This window comes from Telluria sp. AIW5 (assembly GCF_056680575.1).
On sequence record NZ_CM155289.1, the window covers coordinates 2,551,468 to 2,568,253 of the forward strand.

The 16,786-nt window shown below is 56.8% G+C and carries 13 protein-coding genes and 1 pseudogene; 8 read left to right on the forward strand and 6 right to left on the reverse strand.

Translation table 11 applies throughout. The features are described 5' to 3' along the window. Positions 1-5: 5 nt before the first annotated feature. Positions 6-629, forward strand: coding sequence for a tRNA-uridine aminocarboxypropyltransferase (locus AC1MEM_RS11210; RefSeq protein ID WP_499477280.1), 624 nt, complete (start codon positions 6-8; stop codon positions 627-629). A 436-nt stretch (positions 630-1,065) separates the two neighbouring features. Here AC1MEM_RS11210 and AC1MEM_RS11215 read toward each other — a convergent pair whose 3' ends face one another. From AC1MEM_RS11215 to AC1MEM_RS11230, 4 genes are read right to left on the reverse strand one after another with little or no spacing between them, the layout of a single operon-like run. Next, positions 1,066-1,371, reverse strand: a complete 306-nt coding sequence (locus AC1MEM_RS11215) for a hypothetical protein (protein ID WP_499477281.1) — start codon at positions 1,369-1,371, stop codon at positions 1,066-1,068. Positions 1,372-1,384: 13 nt separating this feature from the next. Then, positions 1,385-2,287, reverse strand: coding sequence for an ATP-grasp domain-containing protein (locus tag AC1MEM_RS11220; protein ID WP_499477283.1), 903 nt, complete (start codon positions 2,285-2,287; stop codon positions 1,385-1,387). Further along, a complete protein-coding gene (locus AC1MEM_RS11225) occupies positions 2,284-3,027 on the reverse strand; it encodes a hypothetical protein (protein WP_499477285.1) in 744 nt (247 codons plus the stop codon). Before AC1MEM_RS11225 ends, AC1MEM_RS11220 begins: the two co-directional genes overlap by 4 nt. Continuing rightward, the gene (locus tag AC1MEM_RS11230) at positions 3,015-4,859 is read right to left on the reverse strand and encodes a M6 family metalloprotease domain-containing protein (RefSeq protein ID WP_499477286.1); all 1,845 of its coding nucleotides are present in this window, start codon (positions 4,857-4,859) and stop codon (positions 3,015-3,017) included. The genes AC1MEM_RS11225 and AC1MEM_RS11230 overlap by 13 nt, the downstream gene beginning before the upstream one ends. A 319-nt stretch (positions 4,860-5,178) precedes the next feature. Here AC1MEM_RS11230 and AC1MEM_RS11235 point away from each other — a divergent pair, with 319 nt between their 5' ends. From AC1MEM_RS11235 to AC1MEM_RS11260, 6 genes and pseudogenes are all read left to right on the forward strand, one after another. After that, complete coding sequence (locus AC1MEM_RS11235; protein ID WP_499477288.1) at positions 5,179-5,898, forward strand: hypothetical protein; 720 nt, start codon at positions 5,179-5,181, stop codon at positions 5,896-5,898. Between the two features lie 186 nt (positions 5,899-6,084). Beyond that, positions 6,085-6,354: pseudogene (locus tag AC1MEM_RS11240) on the forward strand (PA0069 family radical SAM protein); the annotation flags it as partial. Positions 6,355-6,531: 177 nt separating this feature from the next. Continuing rightward, a complete protein-coding gene (locus AC1MEM_RS11245; protein ID WP_499477289.1) occupies positions 6,532-7,818 on the forward strand; it encodes a tyrosine-type recombinase/integrase in 1,287 nt (428 codons plus the stop codon). Positions 7,819-7,910: 92 nt separating this feature from the next. Further along, the gene (locus AC1MEM_RS11250; protein WP_499477291.1) at positions 7,911-9,719 is read left to right on the forward strand and encodes a site-specific integrase; all 1,809 of its coding nucleotides are present in this window, start codon (positions 7,911-7,913) and stop codon (positions 9,717-9,719) included. A gap of 15 nt (positions 9,720-9,734) precedes the next feature. Further along, on the forward strand, positions 9,735-11,894 hold the full coding sequence (locus tag AC1MEM_RS11255; protein WP_499477292.1) for an integrase: 2,160 nt from the start codon (positions 9,735-9,737) through the stop codon (positions 11,892-11,894). Then, positions 11,887-12,363, forward strand: a complete 477-nt coding sequence (locus AC1MEM_RS11260) for a hypothetical protein (RefSeq protein WP_499477293.1) — start codon at positions 11,887-11,889, stop codon at positions 12,361-12,363. The genes AC1MEM_RS11255 and AC1MEM_RS11260 overlap by 8 nt, the downstream gene beginning before the upstream one ends. Before the next feature lie 1,247 nt (positions 12,364-13,610). Here AC1MEM_RS11260 and AC1MEM_RS11265 read toward each other — a convergent pair. Together AC1MEM_RS11265 and AC1MEM_RS11270 are read right to left on the reverse strand one after the other, a co-directional pair. Further along, positions 13,611-14,918 (reverse strand): nucleotide-binding domain-containing protein, encoded by a 1,308-nt coding sequence (locus AC1MEM_RS11265; RefSeq protein ID WP_499477294.1) that lies wholly within the window; start codon positions 14,916-14,918, stop codon positions 13,611-13,613. Between the two features lie 12 nt (positions 14,919-14,930). After that, complete coding sequence (locus AC1MEM_RS11270) at positions 14,931-15,527, reverse strand: SLATT domain-containing protein (RefSeq protein WP_499477296.1); 597 nt, start codon at positions 15,525-15,527, stop codon at positions 14,931-14,933. A 924-nt stretch (positions 15,528-16,451) separates the two neighbouring features. On the opposite strand from AC1MEM_RS11270, the gene AC1MEM_RS11275 reads away from it, so the two are divergent. Continuing rightward, positions 16,452-16,592, forward strand: a complete 141-nt coding sequence (locus tag AC1MEM_RS11275; protein WP_499477297.1) for a hypothetical protein — start codon at positions 16,452-16,454, stop codon at positions 16,590-16,592. The last annotated feature ends 194 nt before the right edge of the window (positions 16,593-16,786 follow it).

The following is a 16,786-nucleotide window of genomic DNA, read 5'->3' on the forward strand; positions in this document are numbered from 1 at the left end:
GTCCGATGACGCTCGATCCTGCTATCCGCCGCGCCTGCTGTACCACCTGCCTGCGTGCCCAGTCCGCCTGCATCTGCGCCTGGGTGCGGCCGGTCCACGTGCAGGCTTCCCTGTTGATCCTGCAGCATCCGCTCGAAGTGGGCAATGCCAAGAACAGCGCGCGCCTGTTGCACCTGTGCGTGGCGGGAAGTGTGCTGGCGGTCGGCGAACGTTTCGATGACGCGGCCCTGGACGCCTTGCTGCATGCGGATGGGCGCAGGCCGGTGTTGCTGTATCCCGAGACGCCGGGCGTCCTTGCTGTGCCGGCCGGGAACCTGCCGCCGCCGGATGCGCTGCGTCTCGTCGTGCTCGACGCCACCTGGCGCAAAAGCCGCAAGATGCTGCACCTGAACCCGGCACTGCATGTCCTGCCGCGCCTGGCGCTGCAGGACATGCCGGCCTCGGCCTACCGCATCCGCAAGGCGCATGCGCCGGACCAGTTGTCGACCCTGGAAGCGGCCGCTTATGCACTCGGACAGCTTGGGAGCGGCATGGCCGCCGTCGCGCCGCTATTCGATACCTTCGAGGGTTTCGTGCAACAGCAGGCGGCCTGCGTGCCGGCAGGTGTTGCGCGCACGCGGCAGGCCTGAGTCCGGGCGCAGGCCTGATGCCGGTCACTTAAGCCGAAAACTGGCCTTCTGTGCCCCACCGCCATTACGTCCCGTCGGCTGTCGCGTAATGTAGGGTGGGCATGCCCACGCGTTACGTTCGTCTCTTGCATACGTGACGCGGACCGTTCGATCACACGATATCCGGTGACCAGGAACGCTTGGTACATGGCGGTCGGACACAGTACAAGCTATTTTCCACAGCCGTAGGTCGGAGCATGTGTACGTAACGCGTGGGCATGCCCGGTGAACCCGTCATTGAGGCCACTGGCCTCAATGACCCCGTACGTTATGCGCATGCCAACGAAAAAACGAGTGAAAGTGGCAACGGCTTCGCTTAAGTGACTGGCATTGGGTGCAGGCCGGCGTCACCATGGCCGGGCGATGGCGAATCAGAGGGCCTGGCGTGCTTCCCGGATCATCCCGCGGAGATGACGAAGTTGCCGGGCTCCGGATGCGGCTCTGCCATGGCGCCGTCCGGCGTCATCCTGGCACGCAGGTCGACCAGGGCGCCTGGCGTCGCGGCGGCATCCTGCAGCAATTCGCTGCGCACCGCGACATCCAGTTGCGCGCCCGCATGGCGGCCCAGCAGGTCTGCCTTCTCTTGCACGGGCATGGCCTCATTCACCTGCAAGGTGAGCAGGTCGTAACCGGCACGCGCAGGGTGCGGCGCCCGCTTCAGGATCTTGCCGCGTAAACGGGTAAGGTTGTCGATGGCTTGCATGGTTGGTGTGTACTCAAAAAGCGCTGGCGAGCAAGTCGGCCAGTGCGAGGCTGATCGCCAGGCCGGTCTCGGATTCGTAGTAGCTGTAGGCCGGCATCGGGTTGACTTCGAAGCAAATATACTCCCCGTCGGGCCGCAGCCGCAAGTCGATTCCCGCCAGCGGCAGGTCCAGCGACTGCGCGAGGTCCGCGCAGCGCCGGGCGACGTCGGCGGGCAGCTGGCGCGCCTGCAGGCGTGTGTGTTCGCTACCGCGGGCATAGCGGTAGTCGGTCGCACTCGATTCGATCTCGGCTGCGAAGCAGCGCGTGCCCACCACGTGTACCCGCAGGTCGATCCCGGGCACCCAGGCCTGGAACTGCACCGGCAGGTCGCGGATCAGGTCAAGCCGGCCGGCGCTGGCCTCATCGAGTTCGCGCACGATGGAACGCACGCCGCTGATCGACTTGAAGATGACCCGTCCGTGTGCGCGCCAGAACGCGCGTGCTTCGTCGGCGCTGCTGGTGACCAGCGTTTCGGGCACCGCAAAGCCGGCGGCGCCGATCCACTGCGCCTGCATCGGCTTCGAATTGTTCGAGTTCATGGCGCGCGGCCGGTTGACCACCAGGGCAGGGGTGACGTCGAGCCAGCCGACGAAGGTGTCGAAGCGCAGGTTCGCGCGCTGCGCGGCGCCGGGGTCCCGCCACTGCCGTCCGGGCGACAGGGGGCGCGCATAAACGCTGCCGACCGCATCGAGCGGGAGCGCCTGCCCGGCCGCCGTCAGGCGACCGGCAAGTCCCGCAGCGCCGCCGTCGATGTCCACGCCGTCGCAATCGAGTGCGCGCACATCGACGAGGCGGTAATCCCGGCCGCGCTCCTGCAGGGCGTCGAGCGCGAGCGCGATCGGTGGGTCGTCCTCGCGCCCGAAGATGACGATCATGCCGGCGCCTTCCCGGCATCTGGCGCAGCCGGACCTGGAGCGGCCTCGACGCGCTGCAGCAGCCAACGCGCCACCGCCTGCGCCTCGCGCGGCGACGACAGCACCGGATGCGTGTCGACGCGGCACAGGAGCGGTGCGGCCGGCGTGCCGCCAAACCCCAGCGACAACAGGGCGAAGCCAAGTTCCCCGGCCATCGCATGACAGGCGCGCTCGAATGGCGCGGGCCACGCGGCGCCGACGCTCGCACACAACTCCAACGGTGTGCGCAGCACTGAAAATGCTTCCGCCGGCGCCGGTCCGGCGCCCGCCAGGACGAGCCCGCAACGGCTGGCGGCAGCGGCCCAATGCAGGTGGTGCAGCACCGGCGTGACAGCCGCGTGGCGGCGCATGGGGGGCTCCACCCGTGCGCCCAGTTCGGCCAGCCAGCTCGCCACCATGGCCTGCAGCTCGGCGCCCGCATAGTCCCGGTCCCGTGCGGCGCTGGCCCGGAAGGCCGCTTGCGGCAACAGGCGGATGCGATTCCACACCACCCCGACGCGGCTGCCGTCAAGCTGGGCGCCGCCGTGCCAGTGCAGCAGCGTATGGGCGCTCCCGCGCGCATCGATCCGCTGCGACCAGCGCGCCTCGCCCAGCCACTCCGGACCCAGCACCGTCAGGTGGAGGCCCAGGGCGGGCGCCATGAGGGCGGCGACAGCGTGGGCCCCTGCGTCCAGCGCGTGCGCAAGGATCAGGAGGTGCATGGGGGCAGGTTATCGAACGCGTTCTTGGCATCGCGGTCACCGGCGGCCATGCGCTGCTGCAGTTCGGCAGCGGCCTGGTCGGGCTGTGCCTGGCCGGCCAGGTCCGGCCGCAGCTCCGCCCCGATGAATGGCTCGGCAGAAGGGGCGCCCTGGCCCATTTCGAGTGCGGCAAGGCGCGCTTCGAGCATGGCGACCTGCTGCTGGAGCAGCGCGTTGTCCCCGTATTGCGAAGCGCCCGCGTCGACCCCGCCCATGCCGCCCATGCCCCCCGGGCGCTCCGACCAGTGCTTGCCTTCGAACCGATCCTTCCGGTCCTTGCGCTCCTTGGACAGCTCCTTCGATTCCTTGCGCAACTCCTTCAAGTCTTTGTAGAACTCCTTGCCGTCCTTCAGCTCCTTGCGGGCGTCCTTGAGTTCCTTGGAGATCGCCTTGCAGGTCACCGCGACCTTCGCCGTCATGGTCGGGGCGGGCGCCGAAATTTGCGTCACCGATACACACGTCGCCTGGTCGGCATACGAATTCGAATTTGGCGAGCTGCTGCCGGTGAAGCTGGTGTTGCCGGCCGAGCCGGGGTAGGGGTCGCCCGCGTCGCCCCGGTTGCGGTCCATTTCCATGTCGCGCAGGTTGTCGGCCTGGACCAGGCCCACCTTGTAATGATTCTCGTCGGTGTTGCCGGTCTGTGCTTCATCGATGTGCCAGATCAGCAGGCCGTCGGCGGGCAACTTTGCATCGAAGCCGCTGCGCTGCCGGTTCTCCATCAGGAAGTACTCGTTGCCGCCGGCGCCGTTCTTCCACAGGCGGTGGACGTTGCGCGAGGTCTTGACGTCCGGGATCGACAAGGTGCTGCTGCCGGTCACGTTGTTGACCGTCACCCAGCCCTGGTTCATCTTGCACCAGGCGCTCGGGTGGGCGGGAATATCGCCGCCGCCGTTCCACGATCCGCCGGCCATCAGGCACCAGTTGCCGATGCCCTCGGACGTATTATCGGTGTCATACAGGTCCGGGAAGCCGAATAGCAGGTGGCCCAGTTCATGCGCGCACACACCCAGTTTGGCGTCCTCCGGGATCGTCAGGTAGGCGTAGATTTGCTTGCCATCGGCCGCCATCGCCGCGGGCAGTACGTATTTGTGGGACCAGATGTCGCCCGGATCACCCGTTTCTTCGCCGCCGGAACCGGCGTGCACCACGATGAAGGCATCGACGAAGCCGTTGCCGTCGTTGTCGTAGCCACCGAAATCGACGCTTGCATTCGCCGCGGCGGCGGCATCCTGCGCCATGATGGGGGCGCGCACCGTGCCGGTGGGGCGGCCGATGCCGAAGTTACCGTTGGCATACCATGCCAGCGTCTGCGGCATCGTGAACGGGCCGACCACCTCGCCGGCGATATCGACCAGGCCGCCGGTCACGTCGCGGTAGTACTCGGCGACCGATCCGTTCGGCATGACGCCGGCGGAAAAAAAGAGGTCGTCGAAATGCGCGGCGCTGCTGCCGAACGTACGGTCGGAAAACTGGACCAGCACGACGATGACGCGCAGCGTACCGCGCAAGGGCGCGCGCTCCGCCGCCGCAGACCGGATCGAACGCATTGACGTGCCGAGCGGGAACTGATCGGGCGGAATGATGACGCCATCGTCGAATCCCAGGGGCCGCGGGACGCGGCTCAGGCCCATCACGCTACCCAGTACGCCGCCCAGACTGGAACGCGCGTTGGCCAGTTCGGTCCTGAGTTTTTCGCGCAGCTCGGGACTGGCGGCGACGGCGCAGAAGTCCGACCAGACGGCATTTTGCGACCCGCAGCACACGGGGCCATAGCGACGGTAGCTGTTGTCCATGAAGCGACCTCCCGGGTTGACATCAATCGAATGGCAGGCACTTCGGGGACCATGCGCCCGCATCGGCGCCAACGGGCACCGGTTTGTGATTCGACCCATCTTTACGGTCTTGGTTCGCCGGGCCATGCATGTTCCAGGAAATCGGCTGGTGACTGGCCTTGCGCGCGAACTTCGCGTTCTCCGCAAGCTCCAGGATGCGTGGGCGGATGCATCGACATGAACAGGGCCACGGAGCGTTCCGATGAAGCTCTCTTGCGGCGTTGCGAGATTTGTGCTGTCTGCGCGGCATGCGTTGCCGGCGTGGCTCGCGGTTCTCCACTTGCTGCTTTGCCCTTTGCGCGCGCCCGCGCAAGTGGTCCGGTTCCCGCCGCCCCCCGACACCGCCGCGAAGGTGCAGGCTTCGTATTCCGAGCGTGCCGACGTCATCATCCGCACGAATGCGTGCGGGCGCGAGGCCGACTACCTGGCCTTCCGCAACGCCATGCGCGGGGACGACTACGGCAGCGAGGGAGAAAACCTCGGTGGCATCCTGATTGCCAAGGCACAGTGGCTGACGACCGCCTTGCTCACGGGCGCCCCGTGCCGCGCACAGCTGGTCTATCCGCGCGAGCCCGACCCCGATCCGGCGCTCGCCACGCTGCCGCGGGAGGACGACCGGCGCTACCGGGTCAAGGACAGGGAGGCATTCCGCGCGCAGAGCGAGTCCGGCTACCGGGTGCGCCTGGACCAGGAAACCAGCAGGACGCCCGAGCCCGAACGCTGCCCCGTCAGGGTTTCCTCCGCCGCCCCGGACGCGTGGGAAGCCGTGGTGACGGTCGAAGTCGACGCCGCCTGCATGCGGCGCCAGGTCAACGAGTCGGTGCTCGCAATGCGCAAGAACGCGGTCATGGGAACGAACGAAGCGCTCTGTTTCACATCGATGGACGCCGCGGAAGGGGACTGGGACGCCAGCGTCAAGGAGTACGTCAGCCTGCTCCATATGGGAACGCAGTCACGACGCCATGTGCCTTCCACCAGCGCTTCGGCTACGCGCCGCTGACGATCGAGCTTCTTGTTCTGCCTTAAGTCCACGTTACCTGCGCCTTGTCTTGGCAGATCGGCAAGGTCTGCATTCGTTCGTCGCCAACTCCCCACACATGGTGCAAGAGTCGGTTGCAAACGCCGGGTGCCTTGGTTACACTCCGATATAACTGTATATATATCCAGTATTTCGAGGGCTGGCGCTATGAACACTGCAAATTCCGGTGAAGTTCGACTGCAACCGATTCAGGTGGTAAAGGGACGGGGGGCCACAAGCAATCTCCAGGGCCGCTACGAGCTGGAGAAACGGGAGCGCGTGGACGACGGCTGGGCAATGGAGAGCGAAGACGGCGCCGACAGCGCTCGTCTCAAGACGGAAGTTGTCGACGAAGTTGCCAAAAGCATCCTCAGTCGTAACGCGTCGCCCGACATTCCGTTCAATGTTTCTCTCAATCCGTATCGCGGCTGCGAGCATGTTATGTGGACATAGCACAGGACCTCATCCTCCCTCTGAGCCGTGAGTTGACACTCCACAATGCATCAGTTACATTTGGACATGAAAAAGTGTTCATGTGTTCTCTGATTCTATAGGGAGCGGTGTCTTGGGTCAGCTGAACTGTGTTCAGAAGTTTTTAGGGGGAGAGAAGTGTCCGTGAACACTTTTTTGGACGGTCAAATTGAGCTGTTCATCGAACGTGGCTACCGCCCAACGGCGATTACAGGCCAGCCCGGTTTATTCTTACTAACTGACAAGGAAGTGACGTTGTTTGAGGAGCCGACCGGCTTCCTCTACGACCGGTTTGTCAACGCGGGCTCATCACGTTCCGCCCATACATGGGAAAAGGCAGCTTACGGTCTCAAAACTTGGTTTCAGTATTGCCAAGCACTGAATAAAGACTGGAGAAGTGCGACGTCTGTAGACCGGACAGACTTTCGTGACGACTTCGAAGGTTCTGTATCACCTCATACAGGCGAACTTTACGGACCAAAGGGCATTCGCGATACGATGGTCGTCGTAAGGCAATTCTATGCTTACGCAGCTCGCAAGCGTTGGTATTTCGGTGACATTGGAAACGGCGGTGACGTATCCGACGACAGTGAAGCTGGGAACTTTGGATTAGATGAAGACGCATTGGCTCATACACGGACGGCAAAAGTTCGGCTACGCGACCGGACCCTTCCCAAAGTCGGCAGGAATCAAAAGATACGCTGTCTAAGGATTGACGACCTCAGAGCACTTTTGAATTATGTTGGACCGCAAGCGAGCCAGCGTAACGGTGATATGCGTAACTGCAGAGACCGGCTTATTTTCGATATTGGCGTTTATGTAGGTCTCAGAGTTGCAGAGATTACTAAGCTTACAACGCTGCAATTTCTCAATCTTAATCCTGACCCAACAACGCCTTACGTAGACCTGGAACTGACAATCGTCGGCAAAGGCGACGTCGTTAGACAAGTCGCAATTCCAACTTGGCTAGTGCTTGATGCTATCGCGTATATCGATACTGAGCGCGCACGGGCTCTTGCGAAACGGAAAACACCTTCCCGAAAAATTCAAACTCAGCTTCTCTTGGGTCATCTGAATTCAAATAACGGTGAAGGAAATTCAATAACGAGCGGGGCAATTCAGAAAATGGTCGAGCGCGCGTGTCTCGCTGTTGGCCTGGTTGAGATTGAGGAAAAGACCGACCCTGATACAGGGGAAAAGTATCTGCAAAAAGTGGCTCGTTATAGTATTCATGACCTTCGTCATACCTATGCAGTTTATACTTACCACATTGAAGTCAAAAATAAGAATCTTGAGCCGTGGAAGAAAATTCAAGCTCAGCTTGGTCATGCCAGGTTGAAGACCACAATCAATACTTATCTGGCGCATGTCCAAATTTTTGGCTCGCAGCCAGGCCTGTTTAGTTTGCATCGTTCGCTTGGCCTTGCATGAGCAAAAGGACAGCTAAAGCAAGCGCTGGTGCCAGTGTAGCCGTCCAAGCCGCTCGACGAAAAGTAGCTAGGGGCTATGTTCCAGAGTTGCCGATGAGGCGCTTGGAACATGGTATTCATCAGAAGTCCAGTCGGCCTACCTACCATGCGGTCATCCCGCAACAAGGAGGCCTAGAGCCGAGCCGCATTGATATCAGCTTCATGCTGGATTTTCCAAATTTATTGCCGATGTTTGGGCCAGCATTCCTTGCCTACTGTGCCGCGCAGAAGCCGGGAACTTCCCGTACTGTAGCAGGCGATTTGAAACTAGGATTTTTTAAGTTCGTCCGTCTGGCCCACGGGGCAAATCTTCAGCCAGAAGATATCAATGATTCAGTTTTGTTGGCTTATCGTTCTCATCTTAATCTCGAAAAAGGACGAAGTGGTAAAGCGCTTGCAGGAGGAACAGTTTCGAGCTATCTGGGTTCCGTAAGGAACGTGTTAGCTTCGCTAACAACTGGGCCGTTCGCCCAAGTGGCCAGAAGAATTGCTGCGCGCGTACCTGCCGGACCCGCCGGCGCCATTAAGACCATAGTTCCCACGGAAGTATTGTCGTTAGATGAGTTGCTTAAAGTTATGGAGGCAGCCGAACGAGAGGTATTGGCTATCGAAGCACGGTACCTTAGCGGACTGAAGCTAATCGATTTCGGAAGGCGGAAACTAGCTTATGCCGAGGCTTCTGCTGGCTCTTCAAATGAAACTTTTTTTGAACTCGATACGGCGCTTGCGACGCTGAATGTCCTGTATCCCGGAATAGTTCCCGAAATATCAATTGTTGCCGAGGAAAATCACGCGCTCTCGGAATCAATGAGACGTCTAGCAAAAGAGCACGGAGGTATTGACCTTTCGAGATATTTTCATCCATCCAGTCGTGACTTGGCTGCTTTCGCCATACTAATTACCATAACGGCTGTTTTTAATCCGGACACTGCTCTCTGGCTTAAATGGGAAAATATCGACATGCAAAAGGATGTCGCTGGCATCCCAATGATAGAAATTATCGGGGTAAAAGACCGCGCGACAGATAACCTGGTGCGTCTTCTGGACCCCAATGCCGGGGTCAGTTCCTCGATAAGTCTGTCCCGAATGCTAACGTTGTTGCGTAATTATACCGCGCGCATCAGACCATTTGTAGCAAAAGGACATGAAGATTTTATCTTTATCTTTCTACAGGAGACTCGCGTTAAGAACCCAAAAAGTTGGGGTAGATTGGGTTCTACGTTTCAGGGGCCGAGTCACGATTCAGTTTGGAAATTCAGCCTAGAAAGTTTTGTTAAAAATAATAGGCTCAGACGATTCACGCTCTCGCAGTTGCGACCGACAGTACTAAATCTTGTCCAAACGCTTGACGGCAGCTTGGAAGCTGCGGCTCGAGTTGGGAACCATGGAAGCGTGCGGACTACCTGGACCCATTACACCAGTGACGGAATAAGAAAAGAGTACCGCGAACGCATCGGCCAGATTCTTTTGCTGCGAGAACGATGGTTTGATAGCGAAGGCAGAGTAGACCCACGTATACGGACCGCGCTGGCAGACAAAGGGGCGGCAACCCCAGGTTTTATGTGCGTAGACCCGTTCAACAGCCCGCGGCCCAATCAGTTACCTGGGCGACTTTGCAACGATTATGGCGGTTGCCCTGCGTGTCCTCTTGCAGGTGCGTTCCCTCGAGACCCAGATAGCGTTGCCTTTTACACCGCGCTGGTGGATGCGATTTTCAAAAGTCAGGGAATTATGAGCTCGAAAACTTGGCTTAGGCGGTGGGCGCCGGTTTTGAGTGACCTTCGAGCGTTGCTTGCTCTCGTTCCGGAAAATGTACTTTTGCAGTCACATCAGGTAGTTGTGCGGCTCCCGCTTGTCGGATAAAAGGAAAAATACTCGATGAAAAAAAGCCCTGAATTGGTAGTCGACGGTAAACAGGCGCATTTGAAATTAATGAACCTGCACGAGCTGACACCAGACGAATTAGCAGACCATTGGGTGAGCGAACACAGCCAGTTCAAAGATGTTCGTTGGATATTTACGAATTTTACCAATGGCTCCAGGAACGCTACGAGTACCATCAACTGGGCTATGACGCTGTTTGATGACTCGCAATTAACGAATAAGCGTCATACCGTTCGACTTGCTTGGGCGAAAATATTAGTCCTGTCTATTCTTACTCTCCCCGCGAAGGGAAGAGCGCCTAGCCCAGGTGCAATCGGCGGTATTCAAAACGAGCTGAACGTCTTTCTGTCATGGATGTCAGCGCGAGGCATTCAGACTCCCGACGAGCTGTCGCCGCCTCTCATTGAGCAGTATATTAGCGACCTGCCTTCCTTTGTTTCGGCCCGGGAGCACTATGAAGACGCGGATGACGAGGGTATTGGTGTTGCCGTTTTCGATAGGGCCCTCGCTCCCCTTATGCGCTTGTGGGACCAGCGCGCTCACCTGAAACTCTTTAATTTTGAGTCGCTGTCCCACCATCCTTTTGACGGTAAAGGGGCGCATTCGATTGCCCTCAAATTGGCGACAAAGGCACAAGGCTGGGTTATGCCGTTGCCAGACGAGGTCGCTATTCCTCTTTTCAACTCAGCCACCCGCTGGCTCGGTGCCCCGGCCGATGACGTAGTTCGGCTTCTTGCGGTTTTCGAAATATCGAGTAACGACGACCGGGCGCAGGGGAAGGCCAAGAAAGACCGATTGAGGGCAGAAAATAAATTTTTGCGCGAATTTTCATTTTCCGCTGCGTCGGGAGAAGCCCAGCCGTGGCGTAAACCCTTTGCTACTAAAAATAGTGCTGCCATGGTCGAGATGCGGGAAAGCTATGATTCTGTCCGCGACGCCGCAATGGTCATCGTTCAAGGCGTGTCGGGTATGCGTGTCAGCGAACTATGTGGCATTGAAGAGGGCATCGACGAGAAGACTGGGCTGCCTAAAGGCGTTCGCTTGGAAACGAGTCTTACAGGCTTATACGAATGGTTTGTCATCCGGACTGAACTGTCGAAGACCAAGGAGGGCGTACCTTGCGAAGTCGACTGGGTGCTGGGCATGCGGCCAATGGGAAGCACGGACATCCCGCTGGCTATCCGGGCGCTGGTGGTCTTAAACAAGCTCTTTACACCTTGGCGAGCGGCAGCGAAGACCACCAAGTTGGTTTTGGCCGCGCGGGCAGGCATGACTCTACCGCGACCCTCGACGCCGCTGACCAATATGAAAGGTGATGGTGTACGTAGGGCCATGAAGCGCTTTCTGGAGCGTTGCGTGGACCTTTCTAGTTTGCCTGACGAGAGCGCACGTAAGATTAGTGATAACGACTTAGTACGATGGCGTGAAAGCAAAGGCGGCATATTTACGACGCACATGCTTCGCAAAAGCTGGGCCAACTTTACATTGGCATGTGATTCCCGGCTGCTACCGGTGATTCAAATGCAGTTCCACCACGTCAGTTTGGCAATGACGGAAGGGGGGTATATCGGTAAAAACCCTGTCCTTGTCGATGCGCTGGACTCGATTAGTCGTCAACGGACTAATCACGCAATTTTTGATTTAATCAATCAACACTCCGTTTTCGCTGGTCGAATGGGTGAGCATCTCGAAAGCCAGGCTCAGAAGCTGCGAGAAAAGCTGGCTGGGTTGGCTGTTTCTGAGCGGTGGAGCAGGACAGTAGAGTGGGTGGACGGGAACCAAATCAAGATGTTTTTTTCTCCCTACGCCACGTGTGCGCCGCTCAAGCGCAGCGAAATGCGGTGCCACGACGAGAACGAGACACCAATTTGGATTCGACATCAACCGGACTTCGAAACTCGGGAGCCCAACCTATGCGCCGGTTGCGCGAACGCTGTGATGGACAGGAGCCATAGAGAGTTTTGGGTTGACCGATATGTGGGCTATGCCCTGTCATTAGCGGTCGAGAGCGCGCAGCGAGGAGGCGTTGCATCTGAGCATAGGGCGATTGAGTTCCGAGCTAATCAAGCTCGCGCAATCCTTAAAAAATTAGGTGTGAGTATGTACGAGATAGATTCCAAAATTGCACTTGAACTGGAGAAAGTAGATGCCTAAAAGACGGCCAGAGGAACCGCCAATTGATGCCATCGAGCAAGATTTTCTCGATTCTATTGCTCGAATACAAGACGGAGAACCAAAAAATAAGCAGTTAAGGAAGCGTGCTATCTGTGGAAAGCTGGGGCTTAACCCGTCGACTGTATCTCTCGAAGCCGGGCACTCAAGGACTTTGATAGGTAAAAAGGATTGTCGGTACCCCCGCATCAGAAAGAAAATTCAAGATGCAAAGGTTGCAAAGAATACTACTCCCACGACATATACCGAACTTAACGCCGGGCTGAGGGCGGATAAAAAAGAGCTGTCCCACCAGCTTAACCTCTACAAGTCTGAGGTACTTGAGCATTTCACAGCTCGAGCTAAAGCGGAAAAGGCGGCCGCTATTGCCACTGCAACAAATGCCAAGCTCGTAAAAGAGCTGGCTGAGCTAGGAAAAGTAGCCAGTATCGTTCCAAAAGGTAACGCGTAGCTTACTCGCTCGGCCGGGCTTTTAGCGACAGTCCGCCGGCTTGCTGTAATTGGAAAACGAGAATCGAGTCTCAGCAATAGAACAGCCTCTGATTGCTACCGCAACCAGAGGCATTTTAGCGCTATCTTTGAACGCTCATAGTAGTCAAGCTTGGGTACTCGAGGGTGGCCGATTTAGAACTTTGTACGCTTTCGGGATATACGCTTCGAGTATTCGTACCAGATTTTCGATTTCGTATGGAAGGGCCGGTGGAAAGGGAGATTGATAGGATGTTTGCTTGCGCCGCTCATGAATTGTACTGACAAAGCACTGGTCTGAGATGTGCATACCGAGCTCTCTGCAAATGACCTGCGTAGCCCTATTACGAAAACTTGGCTTTACTTGTACCTTGTAATGCTCAAAGATGGCCTGAAATAGTTGGGACAATCCATCGTACGCTAGCGAGAATGCCGGCACTGGGAAGCCTTCTTGTAGGAGCTTGCACGCATGCAAATAGTTCTGAGCGTTCTTTAGAAACGCGTCCGCTGCCCCTGCCGTTGTAGGGCCCACCTTGAAAAACTTTTTGGAGATGAGGTCTTCATACTCTCGGGGACGTTGCATTTTCGATATCCTATCTAGCTAAATGATGGTTTCCACGCATGCTGCAAAGTTGGTTCGCCACGTGGTGAAGTTGACGGCATGCTTATGTAGACAATCGATTTATATGCGGCGGGTTCACATGCTTCGTTCGCCTGCTTAATGTGTCGAGCGGCGGCTTTCGGACTGTCCCGGTCGGGGCTGAGCGCCCATGAACATTAGGCCTCCTAGCCTCTAGGCGACCGAGCACAGCAACCAAACCGGTGACGTTGCAGACGGTTGCTGTGCCGAGTTCTAGGCTTGTTCGATGCCGACGCGCTCGCGGTGAGCTACGTAGAATAGCGGGATGGGTTGCGCTGGCACGGCTATGCCGCCACCTGGCCGTGGACTCGTCTGCTTTGGATGTGGTCCGCTGCGGAGGCGATTGGACGCAACGATGCTCGCGGTAGTCGACTAACGGCGGAAGGCGAGTATCCGGGTTCGCCCTGTTGTCTGTACGCAGCTGTCACAAGTGTTTGCGCGAAACATGCAGGAAGTCAGGCTTTTTTTTGCTCTGGGATAAGGGAGAGGGCCCAGTCTGAGTCACGACTGGTTACGCCTACAGCTCAACTGGCCAAGCGAAACATTGCGACGTCAAAGGAGCATAGTTCGGTAACGTTTCAGAAAATACGTCATTCCGCGTCCAGTTCAGTGCCGTGAATAGGGACACCAATTCGGTCTCTAGCGACACATACACCGTTTTTGACCACGTAGCACTCAACGTAGTGCGGCCCAGGAAAGCTCGTCGTTTCAGTCAGCTGCTGTGAACCATCGTCGTTAAAGATTTGTCCGCGAATACCGCGTTTCTCAGCGATAGCTCCCACATTCCTAACCTTCCAGTGGAGGCTGTACGGCGCTGGCACATTGCAGCTCGCTACATCGAATCGTAGTTTACGCCCAATGTGGATGGGGAACACCGCCTCCAGGAAACGAAGCCGCTTTTCGAAGGCTCCCTGATAGGTGATGTCGCACTCGAGCTGTAAGTCATACTGGACGTCGACAGGGAATTTCTGTTCGATGAACTCTTCTGTGCTCGCCGCGGAGTCGCTGCGACTAGCCAAGGACTCGCTCTTGGCTTCCAAGCGTGGGAACGACGAGCCGAAGACCTCCCTCCAGAGCCGTTCTTTGCTTTTCTCTTTATCACTATCTAAGGCTTCCTGACACTTCGCAGCGGCTTTCTTCGCCTTTTTTTGGAACTTCCCTTTCGGGTACACCCTGTCTTTACTACCAGGCGCCAGCCAATAATCTTGTTCGTCTTGATTAGCCAAGTGTGAAAAGACATCCCGTACGAGTTCAGGGTACGATGCGTAGCCCTTCGCATCATATTGTTTGTTTGCCTTGAAATAGTTATAGCAGAGGGTGTCAATTAGCATGCCACCCATCGGTGCGCCGTGCTTATTCTTCCAGGCACGCACCATCTTGCATATACGTTTCAGATGACGGTTCGAGCGGTCGTGTACTTCCTGGACAGCTGAAATCTCGTCACGGGGCCAGCACCAGCACCACGAGCCCCCATCGTTCGAGTCGGGAAACTTATAGCTACCGTCTTCTTCAACAAAGGTCGGTAGCACTTCAACTCGGTAGTTCTTGAACTGCAGAACAACGACTTGGCCGTCAGCGTAAACGTCAGTAGTAGGGTAGAGAACTTTCAGGCAGTCTCGAATTTCGCTGAGCAGCGCAGATTGAATGTTGCCCTGGCGTTTGACGAACCGGTCGTGGACCGACCATGGAAGCTCAAATACCATGTCAAGGTCACTGACACCGTCGATTGCTGTTTTGCGTCCGTACGAGCCCACCTGGAGGCAATGCAGGTATTCTTCATCTGTTCCCCAGTAATCTTTGTTCAGCCGCGTCGTGATTTTACGATACCGACCAGAAATTTCTTCAGAATTTTTAACGGCGAGATTTTTGCGAAACTGTTCAAATAATGCGGCGCTCATTGACAACCCTAGTTAGTTGCAAAATGTGAAATTGTTGCTAATGGAATGCCATATGAAGGCAGCAATGCAAAGGACAACGGCTACCGAAAAAGTCAGCGGAAGTTTGTCTCGCAAGAGCGTAAAGTGCTTTTGCTCGTCAATCCACTGAATTTCCTGTTGCCAGAAGAACTTATAATGCGCATACCAGTCGCTTAAAAAAATCTGCTTGCTAACCGTATGAGCAAAGGCAGCCGAATAAACAGCATTGTGCTCAGTGACATAAGACGAGAAATCGGCTGAATCGGGAAGTGACTTCACTTCGTAGTACATGGCACGCAACTTGTTGTAACACTCGGTAAGGTGCTTTCCGCCCTCCTCATACTTCTGCTTTTCACCGTTATAAGCGGTAATGTACAGGGACGAGATTCCGAACAAAATCATCACAGCTGACACTTGGTTCGTTGCCAGAGGCGGGACGAACAGTGCATAGATACCGATAACGAAAGCAACGAAGCTCATCCACCCAGGCAGCTTTTCGATAAGGTCGAAAGTCGCAAAGTGTTTTTTTGCTCCATACCCCAAGTTGTAGCCGCTTTCCGCAATCATTTTTAGAAGGTTGTTCTTATTCATGCGGCTGCAGACCTAAATGAGTTTTCGATGGAGGAGGCCACCGCTGTCCTAAACTTGCTTCATACGCGGAGCCCAATGCTCAGGACGAATTGTAGCGCACCTGTATGGGTACTGGGTTTTTATACAGCGGCGTCGAGCAACTCTAAGAAGGGCTGCGCGGGCCAGGCAACATCGCGGACCTACCCAACAGCACGAACCTGTATTGGGCCCTACATGAAGTCTCGGCATACCGTTTCTGCCTCTTGCGGAAGCCGGCGACTCTACTTAGGTTCTGTCTCGCTGCAAAACAACAGAGCGCAAGCGCTCTCTCGTACATTTGGACTCGAAAGCGAAAAGGCTACAACTCATCTCTATACGTCACTCACACCGAGTTTGACATTTCGTCTAACCCTCTCGGTGACCTGACTTGAGGAACTCAATGGAAGACGTTTTGGATATCCACCAACTCGCCGTGCTTCTGGGCGAGAGAGTGGACACGATTGAAAAGAACCTAAAGCGCAATTCGATACAAGTGCCTCCACGAATGTACGTTTGCGGTAATGCAGCGTTGTTGAGATGGCGACTCGAAACTGTAGAAGCTTGGGTTCGAGGAAGAGAAGCGGGGCGCAGTTACCCAAGCCTCGCGACAGGAAACTGACACGGCCGTAAGCTAGTGTTAGGGAGCTAGGCCATACACGCGCAGACTACCATGCATAGTTACGAAAGCACGGCAGTACTGTGCAGTTGCCGAAGCCGTCGCAACTCTGCCCAAATCGCCAGAGGCTTCTTGCTTCACGAGTCTCGTGCAGCAAGTACTTGCGTTGCCAGGTTCGCAGCAGATAAATGTTGAAGGGCTGTCTCGACCGGCCCTGGTAACCGATGGTTCGGCTGGCCAATATAGCCTTCGCTAACAGCTAGTCGTGTGTCTCTGCGAAGGCCATCTACATGTCCGTCTACGACGGCGACGAAGGCAATTCCGTTCAACGAAATGAGCAGTGCCGCGAAGTCGTCCGTATGGATATGGTTGTGGCCGAAAAGACCAAAGAGACCTGGGAAAAGTTTGATGTCGACTGTTATAAGGTGTAGCTCATAGCGGCCTGGGTGAGGAATCTGTCTTCGCAAGAACCCTCGCCATGCTTGAAAGGCTAGCTCAAGCTTAGCTTGGGAAGCCTCGGACAGGCGTTCCTCGATAGTGGAATTGAACGGCAAGGTCGCTTCGCTCGACGACTTCGTCGTCGGCTCCGTGAACAGCTGAACTGCCGCTGCCTTCATTGCTATCC

What these genes read in the sequence shown, in the direction of transcription:
- AC1MEM_RS11215 (WP_499477281.1), bottom strand. Translation starts at nt 1,371, where the DNA reads ATGCAAGCCATCGACAACCTTACCCGTTTACGCGGCAAGATCCTGAAG.
- AC1MEM_RS11225 (WP_499477285.1), bottom strand. Translation starts at nt 3,027, where the DNA reads ATGCACCTCCTGATCCTTGCGCACGCGCTGGACGCAGGGGCCCACGCT.
- AC1MEM_RS11270 (WP_499477296.1), bottom strand. Translation starts at nt 15,527, where the DNA reads ATGAATAAGAACAACCTTCTAAAAATGATTGCGGAAAGCGGCTACAAC.
- AC1MEM_RS11210 (WP_499477280.1), top strand. Translation starts at nt 6, where the DNA reads ATGACGCTCGATCCTGCTATCCGCCGCGCCTGCTGTACCACCTGCCTG.
- AC1MEM_RS11250 (WP_499477291.1), top strand. Translation starts at nt 7,911, where the DNA reads ATGAGGCGCTTGGAACATGGTATTCATCAGAAGTCCAGTCGGCCTACC.
- AC1MEM_RS11265 (WP_499477294.1), bottom strand. Translation starts at nt 14,918, where the DNA reads ATGAGCGCCGCATTATTTGAACAGTTTCGCAAAAATCTCGCCGTTAAA.
- AC1MEM_RS11260 (WP_499477293.1), top strand. Translation starts at nt 11,887, where the DNA reads ATGCCTAAAAGACGGCCAGAGGAACCGCCAATTGATGCCATCGAGCAA.
- AC1MEM_RS11220 (WP_499477283.1), bottom strand. Translation starts at nt 2,287, where the DNA reads ATGATCGTCATCTTCGGGCGCGAGGACGACCCACCGATCGCGCTCGCG.
- AC1MEM_RS11255 (WP_499477292.1), top strand. Translation starts at nt 9,735, where the DNA reads ATGAAAAAAAGCCCTGAATTGGTAGTCGACGGTAAACAGGCGCATTTG.
- AC1MEM_RS11275 (WP_499477297.1), top strand. Translation starts at nt 16,452, where the DNA reads ATGTCCGTCTACGACGGCGACGAAGGCAATTCCGTTCAACGAAATGAG.
- AC1MEM_RS11230 (WP_499477286.1), bottom strand. Translation starts at nt 4,859, where the DNA reads ATGGACAACAGCTACCGTCGCTATGGCCCCGTGTGCTGCGGGTCGCAA.